Below are 20,414 nucleotides of genomic sequence, written 5' to 3'. Positions count from 1 at the left end.
ATAATTTTAATATTAAACGTAACTTGGATATTTCTTTGTTATCTTTTCTGAGTTGATAATGTTACCTCTTCTTGTTGCTCAGTCTTTACTGCCTTAAGCGGTGGCGTATTAATCTCTAAATCTTTTAACGCTAATAAGTCTTTAGTGCTTTCTGAAGAAAAGAGTGCAAATCTATTGGCTGTTGCTGGCAAAGAAATATCACTCGATGTGCTTGCTGAATCGACGTTAATGACCGGCTGAACAGCCTCCAGATCAGCACCACTCACGTGCTCTGTCAGCAATTTCAGAATTCCGGGATTATTTTTAGCAAGGTCTAACGGTGTCTCGCCTTTGCCGTTCTTTAGCTCAACATTTGCACCTCTCTGTAACAGAAAAGCTATCGTTTCCGCTTGCTCTTTTTTTACTGCAAGATGCAAGGGAGTATTTTTATTGTTTATATTATCGTGTTGAGCATTAACATTGGCACCTCGCTCTAGTTCCTCTTTAACTCTTTCTAGCCTTGCATCGGGTGTTAAATTCTTTTTAATAGCATTAAATAATTTAGCATCCCTTGCTGCCTGCCAAGCATCCCTTACTGCCTGCTCTCCTTCACTACTACTACTACTACTACTACTACTACTACTACTACTATCCGAACGACGCTCCCGTTTTAAAGACTTACCTTCTTCTTTTTCTAATTCCTCTATACAACGAAGTAATAACTCCCTACATTCTTTCCATTTTTCTGCTGCTCGGTAACAACTGCTATATCCAGTCTGTTTTTCTAGCTCCATAAGCGTCATCGAACAGAATGAATAACGGTCGTACTCTTGCGTATAAATTTTAATAAATCTTTCAGCCAGATCGAGAGGGGTTTCCTCTTCTTTATTACGCTCTCTTGGATCAGCACCAAACTCTAACAACAACGCCACTACTTCTGGCCGTGCCTGCCAAATAGCCCAATATAATGCGGTTTTTCCACGGTCATCGTGTTCATTCACCCTAGCACCATTTTCTAGCAGACATCTTAAGGTATTAACACTAACCCAAACTCTATACATCCTTCCCACTTCATCCATATGAGAAAAGTATTCAGCTTCTCGAAGGGCATAAATCAGTAAAGGCCTATTTTTCTCTTTACAGTTAACATCCGCACCTACCGCTATTAACTGCTTTACTCGATCCGTGTTATCTATTTCAACCGCGGAAATTAATTTTTCATTCGCGTGCGATTTCAACCGCTCTAGAATCCCGGAGTTATTTTTTACTAACGCTAACGGCGTTTCTTCTTTATTATTCTTTAGCAGAACATTAGCGCCTCTTTGAAGCAGAAGCGCCACGATGCTAGCTTCATCGATTTTTACGGCTAGATGCAGTGGCGTATTTTTATCGTTTATATTATCGTATTGGGCATTAACATTGGCACCTCGCTCTAATGCCTCTTTAACTTTTTCTAACCTTGCCTCAGGCGTCAAATTCTTTTTACGAATAGCCTTAAATAATCGATCATCTTTGATTAGCTCACTTTCACTTCCACTACTACTATCCGAACGACGCTCCCGTTTTAAAAGCTTAGCTTCTTCTTTTTCTAATTCCTCTATACGCTGAGTCAATAATTCCCTACATTCTTTCCATTTTACTGTCGCGTCTTCTCGTGCGAGGCCTGTCCAACTCTCTAGGATATTTTGCATATTCAGTGTTATATTGGGTCTATGCATCATTTCCAAATAGTAATCAACCGTATCAAGCGCGCTATCTCCTCCTATCCTCTGCCTTGGATCTACACCAAACTCTAATAGCAGCGCTATAAACTCTGGACGAGCCTGCCCGCTAGAAGCAACTAATGCTGTTACACCAGAGGAATTAGTTGCATCCACCTTCACGCCGACTTCAAGCAACCCTCTCAATGTATTAACATTAACCTGGTTGCGAATAGCATGAATTAGTAAGGGGTTTCCATCTTTTTTACAGTTAACATCTGCGCCTTCTTCTATCAATCGCTTCACTTGCTCGATGTCATTTTCTTCAACCGCAGAAATTAATTTTTCATTTAAGGCATAATCGGTTTCATTTGGCATATTTACTTCCTTTTATAATTTTAATAGTAAACGTAACCTGAATATTGTATTCAGTTATCTTTTATTTTTTTAACTCAATAAAATTCACAGTTTCTAATAAGTTAATTATACATTTTTTCTGCAAATTATTTCATTAATCTTGGATTATAATTTTTTCAGAAAAATTAGCTGAACATTATGACGCGGCCAAAAGCCTTTTAGCTGAAGATATGCTCATAGAACTGCTAAAAAGTAACTGGGCGTTATTTTTATTTTAAAGTGGACTAACTCGCCATATTTTTTCAGTTTTTCCATGAAATTTCATCCAAAAAAATCTCGGTTATCTAGACTAACCTAATTATATTGGCACCAAAATTTAAAATAAATTTAATAATTAAAAATATCACTACACGTAAGTTAGCCTTGTACTAGAGAATTATTCAGAAAATGAAGTTGAATTAGGTTATGCCATAAGACCTGAATACTGGGAAAAAGGTATCGCTGTAGAGATGTCTTTAATAGCTATTGAGTTAGCATTTAATAGGCTCTCTTTGCCAGAGCTTATCTGCTTTACGAGAGTTCAAAATTACCAATCACTACGTGTTATGCAGAAACTGGGATTTGGCTATGAAAAAGATTTTGTCTATTTGGATATCCCTCATAAATTGCACCGTTTAAAAGCCTTTTAAGAAAATTAACTTACTGAAAAACGGGCCTCATACTTGGCGTGAACGATGTACAATGCCTTAAAACCTTATCTGCACTATCCCACGAAGCACTATGCCCTGTGTCGCCATGTCCATAGCAATGCACAATAAGCAATTGTTTAGCATGCGTATTATCTACTTCTTCTTTAATTGATATTATCCTTTTTCACATAATACCTTTTTAATAAACTCACCTTTTTTATCTGTATATAACTCACGATCGGTTAAATGCGCTTGTGACAATTTAAGCTTAAGTGTTTCGTATTCAAGTCTAATTTTTTTATCGCGTCTTAAGATATCTCTAAATAAAACTCGATGCTCCATTTTATCACTGCTGTTCTCGATAACAAGTGAGTCGCTATGCTCCCGAAGAATTTCGGCCATCGTGTCCCCGAAATTCGTTCGCATGACGCGACTGAAATTAGGCCGCGATACGTCCTGCGTCCGGCACGCACTCACTCCTTCGGAGTTCATGCCCGTGCCTCCCACAAATGACTTTACGGCGTGATGCGTTTCCTGCTTCGCCCGTCAACGCACGCCTATCGCGGGCTCTTCGACTTCGCATTGCTTTCACAATGCTTTCCTGTTTCATCGTCGGTAATTACTTTTTTGAGATAATCAGGAAGATGATGGGTTATTCCATCCAATGATCTGAGTTGATAGGGATCACGGCGCTGTACTTCTTGACCGACGGTTAAAAATTTTAATAAGTAATCCGGCAGCAACATCGTATGTAGCAACGGCGAGTGATGCAGCGTCGTCGGCGCAAAGCGCATTTGGTTAAAGGGGTGATACGGCATGTCAGGATCGGCCGCATCTAAACTGAATATAGCGGAACCCAGGCGACGCTGGAACATCTGGTCGAGATCAAATAGCGTTAATAAACGCAAGTGAGTCGCTATGCTCCCGAAGAATTTCGGCCATCGTGTCCCCGAAATTCGTTCGCATGACGCGACTGAAATTAGGCCGCGATACGTCCTGCGTCCGGCACGCACTCACTCCTTCGGAGTTCATGCCCGTGCCTCCCACAAATGACTTTACGGCGTGATGCGTTTCCTGCTTCGCCCGTCAACGCACGCCTATCGCGGGCTCTTCGACTTCGCATTGCTTTCACAATGCTTTCCTGTCTCATCGAATGATTTTTGTCATATTTATAAAAATTTAAATGTAGCACAACGTGCGATTTTATTTGATCAGGTTAAGGAACGGTTCCCATCATTTATCCAGGTTTCGGATGATTTTTACCGTGTTTATAAAAATTTAAATTCTGAGCAGCGCGCAATTTTATTTGATAGCGCTAAGAAAACATTGCCATCGCTCATTAAAAGTGCGGACGATTTTTATTTTATTTTTATAAGTTTAAATCTTGAGCAGAAAATAAATATATTTGACATTGCCCGGTACACAAGAAGAAACAGCGCTTGAAACGGAAAATTATCCGGTTGTTATTCATGATTCCGTCATAGAAACTGAAAAAAATCAAATAGAGGATAACGCAACGCCTGTTTTTATAGAAGAAGCGCTTTGGTATGAAGAAGGGAACGTACAAAAAAAATTAACCCTAATGATACAGTTTATATTTTTGAGCCGGTCAATCTGATTGGAATAACCTTCAATAACGATAATACTATCTACTTATTATATAAGGGGAAGGCATGTGGTTGTATTTTCATAGCGAGCTATGATGTCAAAGAACGAACCCTGTCCCCCTTAGTTTATTCTATTACGACCGATGAAAGCTTAGAAAATGGAAATGCGATATTTGGCCGAATAACCGATAAACAAATCACGTGCTTTCTATTGAATAAAACAAGTGAGTCGCTATGCTCCCGAAGAATTTCGGCCATCGTGCCCCCGAAATTCGTTCGCATGACGCGACTGAAATTAGGCCGCGATACGTCCTGCGTCCGGCACGCACTCACTCCTTCGGAGTTCATGCCCGTGCCTCCCACAAATGACTTTACGGCGTGATGCGTTTCCTGCTTCGCCCGTCAACGCACGCCTATCGCGGGCTCTTCGACTTCGCATTGCTTTCACAATGCTTTCCTGTCTCATCGTAGGGGTTTTTTCTCTCAAGATTGATTTATTGAATCATTTTCAGGGTTCTTATCAGCAGTTTTATAGTGTGCCTTGCCCTTTAAACAACGCAAGTTTAGCAAATATAGCGGACTATCCCTATGTGCTGGGGGGGGAATTGGCAGAGATTTATCAGGCTGTGCTGGCATAATAAAAAGTGAGCTTACGCGCTACGCACCCTACCCCAGACAACAATTAAGTTATGCGCGAGATAATCCTCTCGTTGAATACTTTCAAAACAAAATAATCGTGATAGGCGCTAATCGTGATATGACACAACCCTGTATAGAGATAAGAGAAGTCACCTTGCCAGAAAAAGAAAATTTTTATGAGACGGGTGATCTTATTTTAGCTTCTCCTAGCTTTCCGGTATTACGTTGTTCGGAAAAAGATAACTATCAAGCCTGCTTAAGTACGGTCAATTCATTAACACATGTGCATTGTCGAGTGGAAGGAAAAATTTTTATTTTTCCTTCCACTTACTTCAAGAAGAAGGCATTAAATTTTATATCTATGATCTGATTAATTTAACTTTTTCTAGTCAAGTACTTCCAATGGCTTTTTTAGAAAAGATAAACTTTGAAAGTTTAATCTATGATACCTATAAAGTAGTGCCCGTTAATAAAAAAATATACTTTTTTTAACTCAAAGTAATAATCAATACTTTCGCCAAAAAACCCTGGTTTTTAATTCTGAAAAATTAAATTTACCATGATTGTTGTTTTGTTCAAAAAGTTAGCCTATAACCCAATGACTGTTAATCATTGGGTTGTATCATTGAACCCTGCCCTAGAAGCCAGAAATATTAAACCATCAGACCCTGCATAGATTCCAGTTATCATATACTCTGTGCGACTTTTGCGTCTTTTAAAAAATGCTAGCAAGCACATTCGCTGGAATAGCCGTGTTCACTCACTTTGTGGCAAAAGGAATGGGGAGAATGGAAAATCAATAGAACTCCCCCTAGGTTGGATAAATTCTTTAGCGCCTGATATTTAAATCAAAATATCAGGAGGATAAGAGATTAATCGCCATGCGTTTCTCCTTATTGGGATAATTTAAATAGGCATAAATTTCAATGGACGTATAACGTTCATTACACTTAGGGCAAAGCCGTCTACGTAAAACACCTTTTCCCTGTTGTGTTTTTCTGGAATTAATCACTTTTGTTTTTGGATAATTACACGATAGATTTAAACACTTCATTATCATACTCCCTATTTATTACCATTAGATTTAAAAACGTCGAATGCTTTGCGCTAACATCAAATAGCGCTTTAAATATTTATTTCTCTCTTGTTTAAGATACCTATAGATTCTTCTTCTTTTTCGCTGCATTTTTTTCTTAAGTGGTATTGTCGCAACCAATAAAAATAACTAAAAAATATCGAGATAGATGAAGGTAATTTCAGCATAATGAATCCTTGTATAAGCTTAGGCGATTTTTGATAGCACATGATTTTCCTCATTAGACGTAGATTTAGCATGCAGCGATAATTCGTTTGAACAACAAACCCTGCCTATTTCAAAGGCTTTTTTAATAATATTCTTTTTACTTTGGGTTAAAATAGTATTTTGCTCGGCAATAGAAAGTTTACTCAGCCGTGCGGCTGTTGAAATTGCTAATTCTTTCTGATCAACGCGTGCTATCAACTGCTCACTCCCATTCGATTTAATTTTTTTTGCACTCAGATAAGTAAAATGACTGCCGAAACCTAATCGACTTGCAACTAATGCACGCAGCTTTCCAAAGTTTTTAAGACAAACTTGTGCAGAATGCTGCATAAGTTTAGAAGAAATCTCTTCTTTTATAGGTTCTAGCGCTGATATTTTTTTATTTTTTAAGTCATTACGCTGCCCTTGATGCTTTCCTAGAAAGTTTTCTAGTGCAATACCAATCGCTACCCGCTCACTAATAAAGAATGCCCGAATAAATAATTCCTGTTCATAGCATCCTTCGGCTAAGTCAGCTAAGGAGATTCTCCAAGCAGGTATGGTCCTTTTATGGTGTTGCTTATAAAAACTTAAGGTTTGCTCACCAAAAATAAGTGAGTTATCGGAATCGATACAAATAGGGCGCTTTTTATTAAGTAGCAGCGGATCGTTTTCTGATTGAATCAAATAAGTATGCGCCTTGGCACATTTAATACGTTCTATTGACACATACACTAACTCGCACGGTGGTAAATCAAACTTTGGCAACACCAAGGTTAAATGTCTTAATCGCTGTACGACATGAAAGGGAACTAATTCTTTCCAATCAATCTCTCCTCCGGTTAAATAATCAATTTGCAGTGCATACTCTAATGGGATCTTACTTACCCCCTTAATCCAGGCATAAATATGTTCACGTTGTATGCCTAATTTCTTAGACATATCTTTAACTGAACCCAAATTATAAATTGCTTTATATAAACTATTTTCTTGCATCAACTCATCCTTGTTTTTTTTAAGTTTATGAAAGTCTATATATAAAAAAGTTAGTTTTTTTTACATCTTTATTGCATACCCTTATCAGGAAAAATTGATTTAAAGTGCGCCTAGGGCGGCCTTTTAAAATACTGATGAAAGACAGCTTAGAGATAAGCTAACTTTTAACTTAGAAAATAATCGTTTTATATCAGGAGGATGAAAGTCTATAAAATAGAGCGCTAATACAATTGTGTTATCAAAATTTCGCATTGATAATAAACTTATTATTAGAAAAGGTTTGACGCGTATCCTTATGAATTCAAAAAAATTAATACAATGGCTTGGTCACTAAACAATTCTGACATCTATTAGCCGTAAATACAAAATTGAATTGACCTTATCAGTCATCCTTATTTAAATGTTTTTGCACCACCATTTGATGGGCTGATACTTTAATCGGTAGCGGAATATACTGCTCAAAACCATGTACCCTATTTTGGTGTTCTATTTGTCCTGTTAAATGATCGGGTGTAACCATCATTTTATTACCTGAAGAGTAATCTTTATAACGACGCTCAAATTCTTTTTGTAAAAAAATCAATTCTCGTTCGGGTTGTTTACAAAGAAATATCCACCCCCCCATATCGTTGATAACGGTATGAATGATGGGATCACTAAAGCTAACACTTTCATACTGCCCCACATGACGAATCGTCTTAATGACTTTAGTCCAAGCCGCTAAGCTCCTGGTTTCGCTATCGCCTTCTATCGCTTTGACCCAATCGGCAGGACTAGGAAACGTTTTTTTTGCATAATCTGGATTTTTTAAAAAATGATAAAGTGCCTTCTGAAATAAGGGTAAAGAATATGCTTTTAAACAATCCCAATAAGTCTGTAATAGCAACGCAGAAAGCTTTCTATTATAAACTTCTGCTAAAATCATCATGCCTTTGCTAAATTCAATTTTTTCAGTGCTATTCATACTATTTATTAAGACTTAATTGCTGCCAAGCAAAAAAATGATCCTCTTCATGATCTATTTTATTCAGCCAACCCATTGCAACCGTAAGATTATGTTCGACCGTGAGCATATAATTTCCTCCTACACTTTGCCTTCTCTGGGTTTGTCTGTTAGGAGCACACGCGGGATGTAGTTTTAGTTTCCTAATTTCCTGTTCCTGTTCCTGTTCCTGTTCCTGATTAAGCAAAGGCTTATAAGCTATAGCTTGTCTTTTTGCATGTGCTTTACATAAAGATTCTTCAAAGGCTTGCGCAAAAGCTTTACCTAAACCTTGCGTAGCACCTTTAAGAAATTTATAGGCCTCATTTTTAAGTGCACACTCGGGTATTTCATCCCAATGCAACGCCCAACTTTTCACAACATTAGGCGATTGTGGTTTATTATATTTAATGGCGTTCGCTATAAAAATGACGCGTGCCTTCAGATCGACTTTAACTAAACCCTGCTCAATAATCTCTTGCAATGCACGATTAAAGCCCAGTAATGACCAACCTAACTCTTCTGCCATTGCCGCAGCGCCTGCGCGATATAAGCCTGGAATTGAAGTCGTGTTTGGGTTAGTTAATAGATAAATAAAAAGTGCTTGCGCACTTGGCTTTAAGGGACTTAAAGCACGGAATTTTTCATCACACCAAATTCTGACATCTAACATTCGATAGCGCATGTTTTTCTCCATTAAGCGTAAATTTAAAATTCACAGATAATTTGTTTTCATATAAACTTGTGCAGAATGCTGCATAAGTTCCTAAAAAATACCTTATTTTTTATCGCTCCGCACAGCCGCATCGTTTTATTTTTTAAGTCATTACGTTGACCTTGACGCCCCTCCTTAATCCAAGCATAAATATGCGCAGGTTGAATCCATAATTTCATCGCTACCTCTTTAATCGAAACAAAATTATAGATTGCTTGATATAAACTATTTTCTCGCATCAACGCATCCTTGTTGTTTTGAGCTCATGAAAGTTTATCTATATAAAAGTTAATTTTTTTTACTTATTTATTGAATATATTTATAAGCGAAAAGGAATACCCCTGGATAAAATAGGATATTTTATGCAACCTCGTTTAATTCGTTTACGTGACGCACCGCGCTATCTTGGCATGGATAGAAATCGATTCAATATTGAAGTAAGACCTTACCTAGTCAATATAAAAATTGGCCAACAAGGCATTGCTTTCGATCGGCTTGATTTAGATAAATGGACTGATTCGTATAAACAACAGAAAGGTTTACCGGCAGAAAGGAGAATGATATGGGGCGCAAACGATTGCCAGGACTCATTAAACGCGGCGCAATCTGGCACATCAATAAAAGAATCAGAGGACAACGAATTTCAGAAAGTACTGGAACACATTATCTTGAAGAAGCCGAATCCTATTTAATGCGACGTATCGAACAGATTCGCCAAGCGAGGATTTATGGTGTACGGCCTAGCAGAAACTTCTGCGAAGCCGCCATTAAGTTTTTAAAAGAAAATCAACATAAAGTCAGCTTATCAACCGATGCGCGTTTATTAAAACAGTTAGACCCTTTTATAGGTCGTTTACCGCTGGCAGCTATTCATAGTGTTAACCTACAACACTATATTGATTCACGTAAAGCAGCGGGCGTTAAAAACCGTACTATTAACTATGGATTACAAGTGGTACGGCGAATTCTAAACTTAGCGGCACAAGAATGGCGAGATGAACACGGTCTAACGTGGTTATCGATTGCACCCAAAATCCGTTTACTTAAAGAAACCAACAAACGTTTACCCTATCCTTTAGATAGAGAAGAAGAGACGCGGCTGTTTAATCAACTGCCCCTTCATTTACGCCAAATGGCTTTATTCGCGGTTAATACCGGTTGTAGAGATCAAGAAATCTGTCAACTCAAATGGTGTTGGGAAGTCGCTGTGCCTGAACTACATACCTCTGTCTTTATTATCCCGGCTACACACGTTAAAAACCGTCATGATCGTTTAGTTGTTTTAAATGATGTGGCTAAACGTGTTATAGAAACGCGACGCAAATTACATCCGCGCTTTGTATTTACCTATCGCAATAAAGCCTTAACACGTATGTCAAATTCAGCCTGGCGCCGTGCACGTATTAAAACAGGATTAACCCAAGTACGCGTACATGACTTAAAACATACCTTCGGACGTCGATTACGTGCCGCTAACGTCAGTTTTGAAGATAGGCAAGATTTATTGGGACACAAAAGCCAGCGAATTACCACACATTACTCATCTGCTGAATTGGGTAACCTGATTATTGCGGCTAATAAAGCCTGTTCGCAAAAAGACAGTACGCCTATTTTCTCCTTATTAAAAAAATCAATTTATTGTAAAACTATTTACCAATAAGCCACGTATGATCTTTTAGCCTATTAATTCAATAAAAAACGGAGGTTTTTTATGAAAACTATTCTTATAACCACTTTATTAAACACGGTAATAACAAAACTGACAGCAATACGTAGTTTAGTCGATCACCTCGATGGTATACAGGAGGTACATCAACAAATAGTAGACAAGCTAAACAATGCCATCTTTTCACTAAAAAATGCATTAGCACACGTCAATACAAATGCACTCGTTAAATAATTTTAATACACAACACCTATTTTATTGATATTTACTTAACATAACCAAAAGGAAAAAAGTATGAATTCCCTTATAGTTTCATTATTAACAACTGAGGTTGATACACTTAAAACGGCAATATCGCTGTTAACATCAAGACCCGGCGCAGGAGATGCCATTACGCCAACACAAACCGCTAAAGCAGAAATTAGAGTGGTATTAAATATTCTAAACGCATTATAAAAATCCATCTATTATAAAATAATTTACAAACAAATCATTTATTATTATTTGGTTTATTAACTCAGTAACAAAATTGGAGGTTATTTATGAACACTGCGATTATAATAACATTATTGAACACGGCATTAACAACGCTCACCACGGTACTTGGCTTGGTGAATACAGTACCTGGCGTGGCGAACCTATCTCAACAAATCAATGCTGCCATAACAGCAATTACAGGGTCATTAAACATACTTTCCATCCCTAACCGATAATCTATTGCCTATTTTTTATTAAAAAATAGCACTTTAAAAACATGAAAAATTATTTAAATATTTTTAAATTAATGGTTACACAAAATCAATTAACATTATTGTTTTATTACGAAGCAACTGATAATTTATATTTATCATAAACATATAATAATGATATAAAAATCTATTATGATAAAAAATAATTAAATATCAAAAACTTTCATGAACAAGGAGATTATCATGGGCGTAAATGCACTGTTACAAACTGTTTCAGGACTTCTGTCAACTGTATTAAGCTTATTGCCCGCAGGAAATCCAGCTGCAGCCGGGATACAAAGCGCCTTACAAATAATTCACTCCGTATTGGCTGGTCTACCTGCAACGGGTACATTGCCAATATAAAATAATAATAAAATAGAATAATAAATTCACGAGGCCAGAAAAATTATTTTTTGTCCTCGTGAAACTTAAATGCATTTTGCATGCTTAAGTCCTGCAGACTAAGGCACGATAAGACAAACAGCATTCTCAATGCTCTTCAAAAAGAAATCTTAAATCAAAAAGTTAGCAAGCCAAGTGCATGACTGTTAATCATTGGGTCAACGGTTCGGATCAAAAACTTTAAGTCCGTGCTTAAATCGCTGGATTTTTTCAAGATAATGTTGTGAATATTTTTTCATCCGATGAGACAGGAAAGCATTGTGAAAGCAATGCGAAGTCGAAGAGCCCGCGATAGGCGTGCGTTGACGGGCGAAGCAGGAAACGCATCACGCCGTAAAGTCATTTGTGGGAGGCACGGGCATGAACTCCGAAGGAGTGAGTGCGTGCCGGACGCAGGACGTATCGCGGCCTAATTTCAGTCGCGTCATGCGAACGAATTTCGGGGACACGATGGCCGAAATTCTTCGGGAGCATAGCGACTCACTTGGCTTCTATTTGTTGTTCCGATAAGGTGGCTTTTATTCTGCCTGTACCAATCACAAACGACGCATCTGGGATGGTCTGATTCTCAAGCACCAATGCATTTGCGCCGATCATGCAATTTTTTCCAATTACCGCATTGCTCAATACTACCGCACCAATCGCAATAACCGAGTTTTCGCCAATACTACGACCATGAAACATCGCATTATGTCCAATAGTAACGTTTTTTCCTATTGTGACCGGATGTCCTGGATCGGTATGAATAACCGCACCGTTTTGAATATTCGTATTTTCGCCAATCTCAATCGTATCGTTATCGGCACGAATAACCGCCGATGAGACAGGAAAGCATTGTGAAAGCAATGCGAAGTCGAAGAGCCCGCGATAGGCGTGCGTTGACGGGCGAAGCAGGAAACGCATCACGCCGTAAAGTCATTTGCGGGAGGCGCGGGCATGAACTCCGAAGGAGTGAGTGCGTGCCGGACGCAGGACGTATCGCGGCTTAATTTCAGTCGCGTCATGCGAACGAATTTCGGGGACACGATGGCCGAAATTCTTCGGGAGCAGCGACTCACTTGATTAGAAAGAATGATGACATTATTATGAATAATGACTGAACCGATAATATCGGCACTTTCAGCAATAAAATAATGATCGCCTATTAACGTGGGCGTTCTCTCTTCAAAAGAATAAAGCATGTTAAAAACCTAATGTTAGTTTAAAACGGATAAGCACATCTGTGACTCTCATCGCCCAAGGTTGGTGCTGAATCATTTTCTTTTATATCCGCTTTTACAGAAGGAAAGAAACCTGGTTTGGAATGACCTGCCACTTCGTTGCTTTCTTTCAATGGTGCTCGAGACGCATTTTCTGTCTCTTGCGCTAAGAATAGGTTTATCTCCTTCATTAAACGTTTTAACTGTTTCTCACTTTTTACGGTATGCCTATGTGTATGTATATTATTGATGCCGGTGGCTATACCCCAGCCTATGGCTGAACCTAACAGCCCAAAGATGGCGACAGGAATACAAAGACTTACCACGGCCATTACTGCTATCCCAATGGTCAGGGGCAATGCAAAAATCGAATAGACTGCCGTCTCCTTGCAAAAATTAAGCACGTTTGTAATAAAAGAACTATATCCACCCAATAAAAACACGCCATACAGCCAAATAATAATACCCAGATAAAGCCCAATCTTGGCTCCCAGCTCCTTCGCCGCTTGAACATCGAGTGGCTTTTCAGTCGCCGTTATATAGATTCTAAGTGCTTCTATTAACTCATTTTGCTTTTCATCCTCAGACGGCATTCTTTCTAAAGTTTCAAGAACCGTTTTAATTAACTCAAATTGACAATAGAGCGGCAATGCACGCATATCAACCGTAGTTTCTTGCCTGTCTTCTACCAGTTTCTTTTTAATACCTGGCAAGCCATAGAGAAACGATGCTTGTTCTGGCAAAACATTCATATTGTTTTCCATTGATTATCCCCTACCAATAAATGGCATGTGTTCTTTTATCTTAGGGAGCAGAAGACGAAAGCGTTTGCGGTACTGTTTCATTTTCTTTTACCTTTGGTTTTGTAGCAGAAAAAAAAGATCCTGAAGAACTTTCGGAATAATCTTCACTGCTTACTGCATGTTTGTCATCGTTAGCCGCCAATGATGCTTGGACCTCATATTCTACTTCTTGTTCTAGCATGGGCTTTATTTCCTGAAGTAAATCTTTTAAGCGTTTTTCACTTTTTGCCGTGTTCATACCCCTATTACCTAAGCATAGCGTTAAACCAACAAGGCCCCTAACGGTTAATAGGCCCGCTCCTGCTGCAATTAGACCTGCCGCTATTATGTTGCCCACAACAGCAGGCTCTGATCCTGTTCGTATCGCATATCGCATTCCTGCCCAGCCAACCATAAAGCAAACCAACGTACTGAAAGAAGCAACCAGTAGCCGCTTCCAAACTGAGTCAAAATCTATAGGCTTTTTAGTGGTGGTTATGTATGTTCTAAACGCCTGTTCTAAGGCTTCCTGTTGCTCTTCACAGCACCCTACTTCTTCCAAAACGTTAAACGTATTAACCGTTGCTTCAACTAACGCGTATTGGCAATGTGCGGACAATGAATCCCTATTAATCACCATCTCTGCCTTATCTCCCCCGCTTACCATTTCAATGCCTAGTAATTCAGGGAGGAAAGATGCTTGTTCACTAGCAAAATGAGTATTGTTTTCCATAAACACGCTCCTTATGAATAAGCTACATTCTGACATCCGTATTGAAGACAATAAAGACCGAAATCTATAGGTAATATGACCAATCCTGTCATGGCGTAACGCCTTTATTGCCAAAGCAGTCTATCCTTTATAAGAAAGACGACAAAATCGTCTGAAAACCCCAAAAAAACCCTTTAGAAGGGTCAGGCCCCATCCTTCATTCAGGCTCTATTTGTGTATCATTTGCTCAATAAGCCTGATAGAATGACCGCTTTTAGAGCTAAAGACTTACTTGGCTCATTTATTAGCCAGGATACTTTAGTGAATTTCAGCAAATTTAAGTTAGACCCCCGTATTTTATTAGGTGTAGAAGCCTTAGGTTATAAGGACCCAACGCCTATTCAAGCACAAGCCATACCTCTTGTCCTACAGGGCAAGGATGTCATCGGCTTGGCACAAACCGGAACCGGAAAAACCGCTGCCTTTACCCTCCCCCTATTACATAAGCTAATGGATGGACCTAGAGGACGGCTACGCGCTCTGATCATCGTTCCTACCCGTGAGCTTGCCGAGCAAATCCATGATGCAATTAGACTGCTAGGCAAAGAAACCGGCTTACGCAGCGTCACCTTATATGGTGGTGTCAATATCATGAAGCAATTCCAAACCCTGCGTCGGGGTGTTGATATTGCTATTGCTTGCCCCGGACGCCTACTGGACCATATCAATCGAAGAAACATTGATTTAAGCCAAGTACATACACTGGTGCTCGATGAAGCCGATCAAATGTTTGATTTCGGATTTTTTCCCACCATTCGTAAAATTCTTACGTATTTGCCTAAACAACGCCAAAGCTTACTTTTCTCAGCCACCATGCCAAAAGCGATACGCAGCTTGGCGGAAGAAATCTTAAGCAATCCTGTCCCTGTACAAATTGGGGAGTTAGTGCCGGCTACCACCGTGACACAGAAGCTGTATCCGGTGAATGAAACGCTTAAAACAGAATTATTGGTAAAAATCATACAAACCCATGACACAGAATCCGTGCTCATTTTTACACGTACCAAACACCGTGCAAAACGATTAGCTGAGCATCTTGAATCATTGGGCTATAGCGCAACGTCTTTTCAAGGCAATCTATCGCAAAGCAGACGCCAAATGGCACTGGATCGATTCCGTACCGGGAAATTAAAGTTTTTAGTGGCTACGGATATTGCGGCGCGCGGCATCGATGTTCAAAACGTATCTCACGTTATCAATTTTGATATGCCTGCTACCACCGAAGCTTATACGCACCGTATCGGTCGTACCGGTCGTGCCAGTAAACTAGGTGCGGCTTTTACGTTGATTACTAACAGTGACCGACATCAAATACGTTCGATTGAACGCAAGCTCAATCAAGTATTAGAAAAATGCATCATTCCTGACTTTGATTATAAGGCAACCGCCAATAGCAACACCGCACTCATCACCATGGATGATGATGAACGACCAAGACGAAATATGCATGCACCACGTGGCGGCGCACATCATGATGCTAGAAAAAAATTCAGTGGCGCACCTAAATCGAATAGAGGCCCCGAAAGCGGCTCACAGAGCACGGCTTTCAAAAAAAGCAAAAAGCCTTTCTATTCTAAATTTAAGAGTAGTGCTGGCCGAAAATGAAGTGGCGATAGATAGTATTCGTACCTAAAGCGAGAAAGGCCCTTCTGCCTTTCTCTTTAGCAATCTTGATAGACTCATAGCAATGGGGTTTGTGGCAAGGCGCCGCGAAAACGAAGCCGCCGCAGTGTATTCAACATACATGAGGATGGCGAGTTAAGCGGGAACGCCGCCAAAAATTCAAGTGCGAAGAGTCTAGCATTCCTATAATATAGAGGGTACAGACTCTCTATTATATTGCTCATCAAGAACTCCTCTATGAAACAAAAATTCGTAGTCGCTTCAAAGTTCATTCATCATAGCCTACAACAGTTTAATGATACCGGTTGCAGTTATCGTGCCGCCGCGTTGAGTTTCACCACGTTGTTGTCATTAATCCCCTTAATGACTTTAGGTTTCAGTATTTTAGCCAAATTTCACCGATTCAAAAACCTTAGCCACCAAATCCAAGATTTTATTTTTACCAACTTTTTAGCCAGTTCTGGCACAGGGAAAAGTATTCAAGTTTATCTAAATAACTTTGTCGCACAAGCCGGTCAATTATCCTTGATCAGTTTAATCTTCTTGATCATTACCGCGACGATGATGATGTTTACACTCGAACAAACCTTAAATAGCATCTGGAAAACTGATAAACGGCGACACTGGACATTAACCGCCTTACTTTACTGGACCGCACTACTCTTCATTCCTATTCTGATTGGGTTTGCACTGTTCTTATCTTCGCATCTTGCACCCTTGCCGTTCTTGAAATCGAGTTTGATTAGCAAATCCTTTTTATTATGGCTACCTTTCTTTCTAAGTATTTTTGCATTTACTTTTTTATATACACTGGTACCACATTGCAAAGTACCTTTTCGTTATGGATTGATCGGCGCACTGATTGCTACCTGCTTGTTTGAAGGCGCTAAATATACGTTTAGCCTTTACCTGCATTATTTCTCCACCTACAAAATCATTTATGGCACGCTATCGGCCTTTCCACTTTTTTTAGTATGGATTTATATCTGTTGGGTCATTACTTTATTAGGTGCTGTTATTAGTTATTCTTTAACCGCACAAACTCTTCGTACTTAAATTCATAGAAACTGTTATACAATACGCCACCAATAAAAAATTTTCCTGACGGAGATAGCACGCATGAATTTTTTTGACAATCCTCAATACCGCGTAAAAATAGGTCTTGCCGAAATGCTAAAAGGTGGCGTGATCATGGATGTTACCACGGCAGAACAAGCTCGCATTGCCGAAAAAGCCGGCGCCTGTGCCGTAATGGCTTTAGAACGTGTTCCTGCTGATATTCGTAAAATGGGCGGCATTGCACGCATGGCATCACCACAAATCATCAGCGACATTATGGCCGCTGTTTCTATCCCCGTGATGGCTAAAGTACGTATTGGTCATTTTGTTGAAGCACAAATTCTACAAGCACTTCAGGTTGATTTTATTGATGAAAGTGAAGTATTAACCATCGCCGATGATGAATGCCATATCGATAAACAGAATTTTGAAATTCCTTTTGTTTGTGGATGCCGTAACCTCGGTGAAGCGTTACGACGTATTGCAGAAGGTGCCGCCATGATACGCACCAAAGGCGAAGCCGGTTCGGGTAATATCCTTGAAGCCGTCAGACATATGCGTGCGATTAGCAGTGAGATCAAACAACTTTCAGTTTTAAAAAAAGAAGAACTGTTTTCTAGAGCAAAAAATTTAGGCGCGCCCTTAGAATTAGTACAATGGGTAGCGGAAAATGGAAAATTACCCGTTCCACATTTTTCGGCTGGCGGTGTTGCGACACCGGCTGATGCGGCATTATTGCGTCAATTAGGCGCAGAAAGTGTGTTCGTAGGCTCAGGCATTTTTAAATCGGCCGATCCTGAAAAACGCGCCAAAGCCATTGTTATGGCAACAACCCATTTTGATGATCCGGATGTTCTACGCGATGTTTCTATGGATTTATTAGAAGCCATGTCGGGTTTTCAAGTATTAGAAACCTGCCCTGCTTAAGTATGAATATCGGTATTTTAGCCTTACAAGGTGGCTATCAAGCACATGCAGCGTGTTTAAAAAAACTCAACGTTGGCTATTCTTATGTACGCCACCCGAATGAACTTAAGCATAGCGATGCTTTAATTATACCGGGTGGCGAAAGCGCTGTTTTTATCAAACTATTATCAGAAAATAATTTATGGGACGCATTAATAGCCTATAAAAAACCTATCTTAGGCACCTGCGCGGGCGCTATTTTACTGGCAAAAAAGGTATGTTCGCCTGCGCAAGCAACCCTCAATCGCATCAATATAACTATAGAAAGAAATGCCTATGGACGACAACTATCTAGTCACATTGCAACAGGCACTTACTTAGCAACACAAAGCGACATCGAAATGCTGTTTATACGCGCACCAAAAATTACGGCAATTGATAAAAAAACAGTTAGTGTATTAGTTTCTCACGACCATCAGCCCATGGCTGCTCAAGAAGGTAATTGCATTGCGGCTACGTTTCATCCTGAATTAAGCCGCGACAGTACCTTACATCGCTATTTTATACAGCAAGTCTTAACTCAGGAGACAGCGATTGGCTGATTCTGATTCTTGTTCTTTTTTCTCTGCTTTCTCGGCCTGTTGTGTCTTTTGGCAATATTCAAACGCTTGCCAAAATAAAGTCGCTCGGCCTGTACTACGGAAAAAAGACTGGTGAAAAGGCGCGGGTGGCTGTTCATCTTGATTCAAACTTTTTGAATCCGTATAAGCACAAAACAAATCTATTAATAAACTATTAGGTTTAGAGATTGATCCATCGCAATCCTGCTTATATTGGATTAATTCATCTAACTCTTTTTTAAAGCCATTCACATTATTTATATTTTGCATCGTATTTAAATTTAATGGCTTAGCGGCCAATTGATCGGCATCCCGAGCAAACGCTTTTTTCACTTGTATTAACAGTGCTATTAAATAGTCACTATCATTCTCTTCATTCTTTAAGGTTTTAGCTAGCCCATATATTATATATTTTATTTTTATTTCTATTTTTGATTTTTCTATAAACAGCCCTAATCTATTTTCCTTTTCTAAGTGATGAAGTTTATTTTTTAATTCGTGGGCGTAAACTAATGTCTCCTTTATAAGTGCAACATGATTGCTTTCTACGCGATGAGATGCAGGATGGCTCAATGCCTTATTGTTTACATCCACCACTGTATTTTTCTTTAAAGAAAATAAAGGGTTTTTACTCGCATAATAACAGCTTAAGGTATGGCCCTCTAAAGGATTGCTTGTGACTAAGTTATCAGGCAATTTAGGGCGATCTGATTTTGTTTTAAAATAATAATAAGATGAATTGACTGCGTCGTATAAATAAAATAAAACCAGAAAAGCAGGTATAAGCCCTAATGCCGGCACGGTTGGAAGCGCACAACTAACACCGACCAGCAAGCAACAAACTGACCAAAATGCAAAAACTTTCGCAAAGTTTTTACTACTCTCATCATACGCTGTCTTTTCATCGGCTATTTTGCTCTTATAGCGTGTATAAATAAGACCCAAAAAATATCCAAGTGATGTGAGCGTGACAACACTCGCAACGGCTAGCGTGAGTAGAATAACCGGGCTCGTCCACACGATACCCGCTACCCCGCCGGCTAAAATAATGCTTGTCATTAGCGTCATTGCAATGCCTGGCGCTAATATACTCATATGTTTCTTGGTATTATCCCAATACTGCGCACGTCGCCATTGGTTTTCTGGTAACCTTTTATCAATTTTAAAATGCGCTACGATACTAAAAACCAAGACGCCTGCGCTATCCACCATTTTTAAAACACTATACAGAAGAAATGATGTCAAAAGAACGGTCGGCACTGGCATAACAAAACATAAAACAAAAACAGCAATCGCCATTGTCATTTTAAAAGCAGAAAATAAAAGCTTACGTGTTTCACCTAAATTTTTATTTTTTGTATGACGAAAATAATTTATTACCCTTAAACTCGCACGTAGAAAATGTAAGGCATAGAGCAGCGGCGTAAATAGAAAAGGAAGCTTGGAGAAAATCTTGGCAATACTGATGAGGCGCTTCCCTACCAAGGCAAAAAGACGCCAAAATTCAGAAGAAGTGATATGCTCTAGTGTTTTTTCTAGCGCCACACGACGGCGCTCCAGATATTTGAGCGATAAGTGCCAAAAATACAAAATGCGGCTTCTTATCATCATTCGTTCAGCCCGTCATAGAATGACGCTGCATTATATCGAATATTTATTTTAAATCATTAACGAAAACTTAAAAACATAAATAATTTTTTCAATAAAA

At 39.2% G+C, this 20,414-nt stretch carries 28 protein-coding genes and 1 pseudogene; 14 read left to right on the top strand and 15 right to left on the bottom strand.

Annotated elements, in window-relative coordinates; genetic code table 11:
- Window positions 1-38: 38 nt before the first annotated feature.
- On the bottom strand, window positions 39-2,057 hold the full coding sequence (locus KX723_RS03465; protein WP_218814681.1) for an ankyrin repeat domain-containing protein: 2,019 nt from the start codon (window positions 2,055-2,057) through the stop codon (window positions 39-41).
- 425 nt (window positions 2,058-2,482) lie between these two features.
- Here KX723_RS03465 and KX723_RS03460 point away from each other — a divergent pair.
- Window positions 2,483-2,725: pseudogene (locus tag KX723_RS03460) on the top strand (GNAT family N-acetyltransferase); the annotation flags it as partial.
- A 174-nt stretch (window positions 2,726-2,899) separates the two neighbouring features.
- Here KX723_RS03460 and KX723_RS03455 read toward each other — a convergent pair.
- From KX723_RS03455 to KX723_RS03440, 4 genes are all read right to left on the bottom strand, one after another.
- Window positions 2,900-3,127, bottom strand: coding sequence for a GrpB family protein (locus KX723_RS03455; protein WP_218814680.1), 228 nt, complete (start codon window positions 3,125-3,127; stop codon window positions 2,900-2,902).
- 37 nt (window positions 3,128-3,164) lie between these two features.
- Window positions 3,165-3,335 carry a hypothetical protein gene (locus KX723_RS03450; protein WP_218814679.1) on the bottom strand — a complete coding sequence of 57 codons (171 nt, stop codon included), beginning with the start codon at window positions 3,333-3,335 and terminating at the stop codon, window positions 3,165-3,167.
- Window positions 3,283-3,633: a hypothetical protein gene (locus tag KX723_RS03445; protein ID WP_218814678.1), complete on the bottom strand. Its 351-nt coding sequence runs from the start codon at window positions 3,631-3,633 to the stop codon at window positions 3,283-3,285. The genes KX723_RS03450 and KX723_RS03445 overlap by 53 nt, the downstream gene beginning before the upstream one ends.
- A gap of 71 nt (window positions 3,634-3,704) precedes the next feature.
- Entirely contained in the window at window positions 3,705-3,875 is a 171-nt protein-coding gene (locus tag KX723_RS03440; RefSeq protein ID WP_218813323.1) for a hypothetical protein, read from the bottom strand.
- A 255-nt stretch (window positions 3,876-4,130) separates the two neighbouring features.
- Between KX723_RS03440 and KX723_RS03435 the strand changes: the two genes are divergently transcribed.
- A complete protein-coding gene (locus KX723_RS03435) occupies window positions 4,131-4,343 on the top strand; it encodes a hypothetical protein (protein ID WP_218814677.1) in 213 nt (70 codons plus the stop codon).
- A 115-nt stretch (window positions 4,344-4,458) separates the two neighbouring features.
- On the opposite strand, the gene KX723_RS09735 is transcribed toward KX723_RS03435, so the two are convergent.
- Together KX723_RS09735 and KX723_RS03430 are read right to left on the bottom strand one after the other, a co-directional pair.
- Window positions 4,459-4,590: a hypothetical protein gene (locus KX723_RS09735; RefSeq protein WP_281421178.1), complete on the bottom strand. Its 132-nt coding sequence runs from the start codon at window positions 4,588-4,590 to the stop codon at window positions 4,459-4,461.
- Window positions 4,591-4,627: 37 nt separating this feature from the next.
- Window positions 4,628-4,798 carry a hypothetical protein gene (locus KX723_RS03430; RefSeq protein ID WP_218813323.1) on the bottom strand — a complete coding sequence of 57 codons (171 nt, stop codon included), beginning with the start codon at window positions 4,796-4,798 and terminating at the stop codon, window positions 4,628-4,630.
- Window positions 4,799-5,089: 291 nt separating this feature from the next.
- On the opposite strand from KX723_RS03430, the gene KX723_RS03425 reads away from it, so the two are divergent.
- Window positions 5,090-5,341 carry a hypothetical protein gene (locus KX723_RS03425; protein WP_218814676.1) on the top strand — a complete coding sequence of 84 codons (252 nt, stop codon included), beginning with the start codon at window positions 5,090-5,092 and terminating at the stop codon, window positions 5,339-5,341.
- Between the two features lie 486 nt (window positions 5,342-5,827).
- Here the strand turns inward: KX723_RS03425 and KX723_RS03420 are convergent, their stop codons facing one another.
- The 4 genes from KX723_RS03420 to KX723_RS03405 form a co-directional block, all read right to left on the bottom strand.
- Window positions 5,828-6,025, bottom strand: coding sequence for an NrdR family transcriptional regulator (locus KX723_RS03420; RefSeq protein ID WP_218814675.1), 198 nt, complete (start codon window positions 6,023-6,025; stop codon window positions 5,828-5,830).
- 228 nt (window positions 6,026-6,253) lie between these two features.
- Window positions 6,254-7,249, bottom strand: a complete 996-nt coding sequence (locus KX723_RS03415) for a YdaS family helix-turn-helix protein (protein WP_218814674.1) — start codon at window positions 7,247-7,249, stop codon at window positions 6,254-6,256.
- A 382-nt stretch (window positions 7,250-7,631) separates the two neighbouring features.
- A complete protein-coding gene (locus KX723_RS03410) occupies window positions 7,632-8,213 on the bottom strand; it encodes a DUF6475 domain-containing protein (RefSeq protein ID WP_218814673.1) in 582 nt (193 codons plus the stop codon).
- Window position 8,214: 1 nt separating this feature from the next.
- Window positions 8,215-8,916 (bottom strand): hypothetical protein, encoded by a 702-nt coding sequence (locus tag KX723_RS03405; RefSeq protein ID WP_218814672.1) that lies wholly within the window; start codon window positions 8,914-8,916, stop codon window positions 8,215-8,217.
- 392 nt (window positions 8,917-9,308) lie between these two features.
- Between KX723_RS03405 and KX723_RS03400 the strand changes: the two genes are divergently transcribed.
- The 6 genes from KX723_RS03400 to KX723_RS03375 all read left to right on the top strand — a co-directional run bounded on the left by KX723_RS03400 (window position 9,309) and on the right by KX723_RS03375 (window position 12,158).
- Entirely contained in the window at window positions 9,309-9,638 is a 330-nt protein-coding gene (locus KX723_RS03400) for a hypothetical protein (protein ID WP_246562528.1), read from the top strand.
- 32 nt (window positions 9,639-9,670) lie between these two features.
- Window positions 9,671-10,606 (top strand): tyrosine-type recombinase/integrase, encoded by a 936-nt coding sequence (locus KX723_RS03395; RefSeq protein ID WP_246562568.1) that lies wholly within the window; start codon window positions 9,671-9,673, stop codon window positions 10,604-10,606.
- 51 nt (window positions 10,607-10,657) lie between these two features.
- On the top strand, window positions 10,658-10,846 hold the full coding sequence (locus KX723_RS03390) for a hypothetical protein (RefSeq protein ID WP_218814670.1): 189 nt from the start codon (window positions 10,658-10,660) through the stop codon (window positions 10,844-10,846).
- Between the two features lie 60 nt (window positions 10,847-10,906).
- Window positions 10,907-11,068 (top strand): hypothetical protein, encoded by a 162-nt coding sequence (locus KX723_RS03385; RefSeq protein ID WP_218814669.1) that lies wholly within the window; start codon window positions 10,907-10,909, stop codon window positions 11,066-11,068.
- Window positions 11,069-11,544: 476 nt separating this feature from the next.
- On the top strand, window positions 11,545-11,706 hold the full coding sequence (locus KX723_RS03380; protein ID WP_218814668.1) for a hypothetical protein: 162 nt from the start codon (window positions 11,545-11,547) through the stop codon (window positions 11,704-11,706).
- A 281-nt stretch (window positions 11,707-11,987) separates the two neighbouring features.
- Complete coding sequence (locus KX723_RS03375) at window positions 11,988-12,158, top strand: hypothetical protein (RefSeq protein ID WP_218813323.1); 171 nt, start codon at window positions 11,988-11,990, stop codon at window positions 12,156-12,158.
- 67 nt (window positions 12,159-12,225) lie between these two features.
- Here the strand turns inward: KX723_RS03375 and KX723_RS03370 are convergent, their stop codons facing one another.
- A complete protein-coding gene (locus KX723_RS03370) occupies window positions 12,226-12,591 on the bottom strand; it encodes a gamma carbonic anhydrase family protein (protein WP_246562525.1) in 366 nt (121 codons plus the stop codon).
- Here KX723_RS03370 and KX723_RS03365 point away from each other — a divergent pair.
- Entirely contained in the window at window positions 12,564-12,734 is a 171-nt protein-coding gene (locus KX723_RS03365) for a hypothetical protein (protein WP_218814666.1), read from the top strand. The genes KX723_RS03370 and KX723_RS03365 overlap by 28 nt on opposite strands.
- A 212-nt stretch (window positions 12,735-12,946) precedes the next feature.
- Here KX723_RS03365 and KX723_RS03360 read toward each other — a convergent pair whose 3' ends face one another.
- Entirely contained in the window at window positions 12,947-13,708 is a 762-nt protein-coding gene (locus tag KX723_RS03360; protein ID WP_218814665.1) for a hypothetical protein, read from the bottom strand.
- Between the two features lie 40 nt (window positions 13,709-13,748).
- Window positions 13,749-14,459 carry a hypothetical protein gene (locus KX723_RS03355; RefSeq protein WP_218814664.1) on the bottom strand — a complete coding sequence of 237 codons (711 nt, stop codon included), beginning with the start codon at window positions 14,457-14,459 and terminating at the stop codon, window positions 13,749-13,751.
- A gap of 243 nt (window positions 14,460-14,702) precedes the next feature.
- Between KX723_RS03355 and KX723_RS03350 the strand changes: the two genes are divergently transcribed.
- The 4 genes from KX723_RS03350 (at window position 14,703) to pdxT (ending at window position 18,688) form a co-directional block, all read left to right on the top strand.
- A complete protein-coding gene (locus tag KX723_RS03350) occupies window positions 14,703-16,103 on the top strand; it encodes a DEAD/DEAH box helicase (RefSeq protein WP_246562523.1) in 1,401 nt (466 codons plus the stop codon).
- 255 nt (window positions 16,104-16,358) lie between these two features.
- The gene (locus tag KX723_RS03345; RefSeq protein ID WP_218814663.1) at window positions 16,359-17,177 is read left to right on the top strand and encodes a YihY family inner membrane protein; all 819 of its coding nucleotides are present in this window, start codon (window positions 16,359-16,361) and stop codon (window positions 17,175-17,177) included.
- A 63-nt stretch (window positions 17,178-17,240) separates the two neighbouring features.
- The gene (pdxS, locus tag KX723_RS03340) at window positions 17,241-18,107 is read left to right on the top strand and encodes a pyridoxal 5'-phosphate synthase lyase subunit PdxS (RefSeq protein ID WP_218814662.1); all 867 of its coding nucleotides are present in this window, start codon (window positions 17,241-17,243) and stop codon (window positions 18,105-18,107) included.
- Window positions 18,108-18,109: 2 nt separating this feature from the next.
- Window positions 18,110-18,688 (top strand): pyridoxal 5'-phosphate synthase glutaminase subunit PdxT, encoded by a 579-nt coding sequence (gene pdxT / locus KX723_RS03335; RefSeq protein WP_218814661.1) that lies wholly within the window; start codon window positions 18,110-18,112, stop codon window positions 18,686-18,688.
- Here pdxT and KX723_RS03330 read toward each other — a convergent pair.
- Window positions 18,662-20,317 (bottom strand): hypothetical protein, encoded by a 1,656-nt coding sequence (locus KX723_RS03330; RefSeq protein WP_218814660.1) that lies wholly within the window; start codon window positions 20,315-20,317, stop codon window positions 18,662-18,664. The genes pdxT and KX723_RS03330 overlap by 27 nt on opposite strands.
- Window positions 20,318-20,414 lie beyond the last annotated feature (97 nt).

This window comes from Rickettsiella endosymbiont of Dermanyssus gallinae (assembly GCF_019285595.1).
Classification (GTDB): Bacteria; Pseudomonadota; Gammaproteobacteria; order Diplorickettsiales; family Diplorickettsiaceae; genus Rickettsiella_B.
Note: the sequence above shows the minus strand (reverse complement) of the source record. Positions and strands in the feature narration are given on the sequence as shown.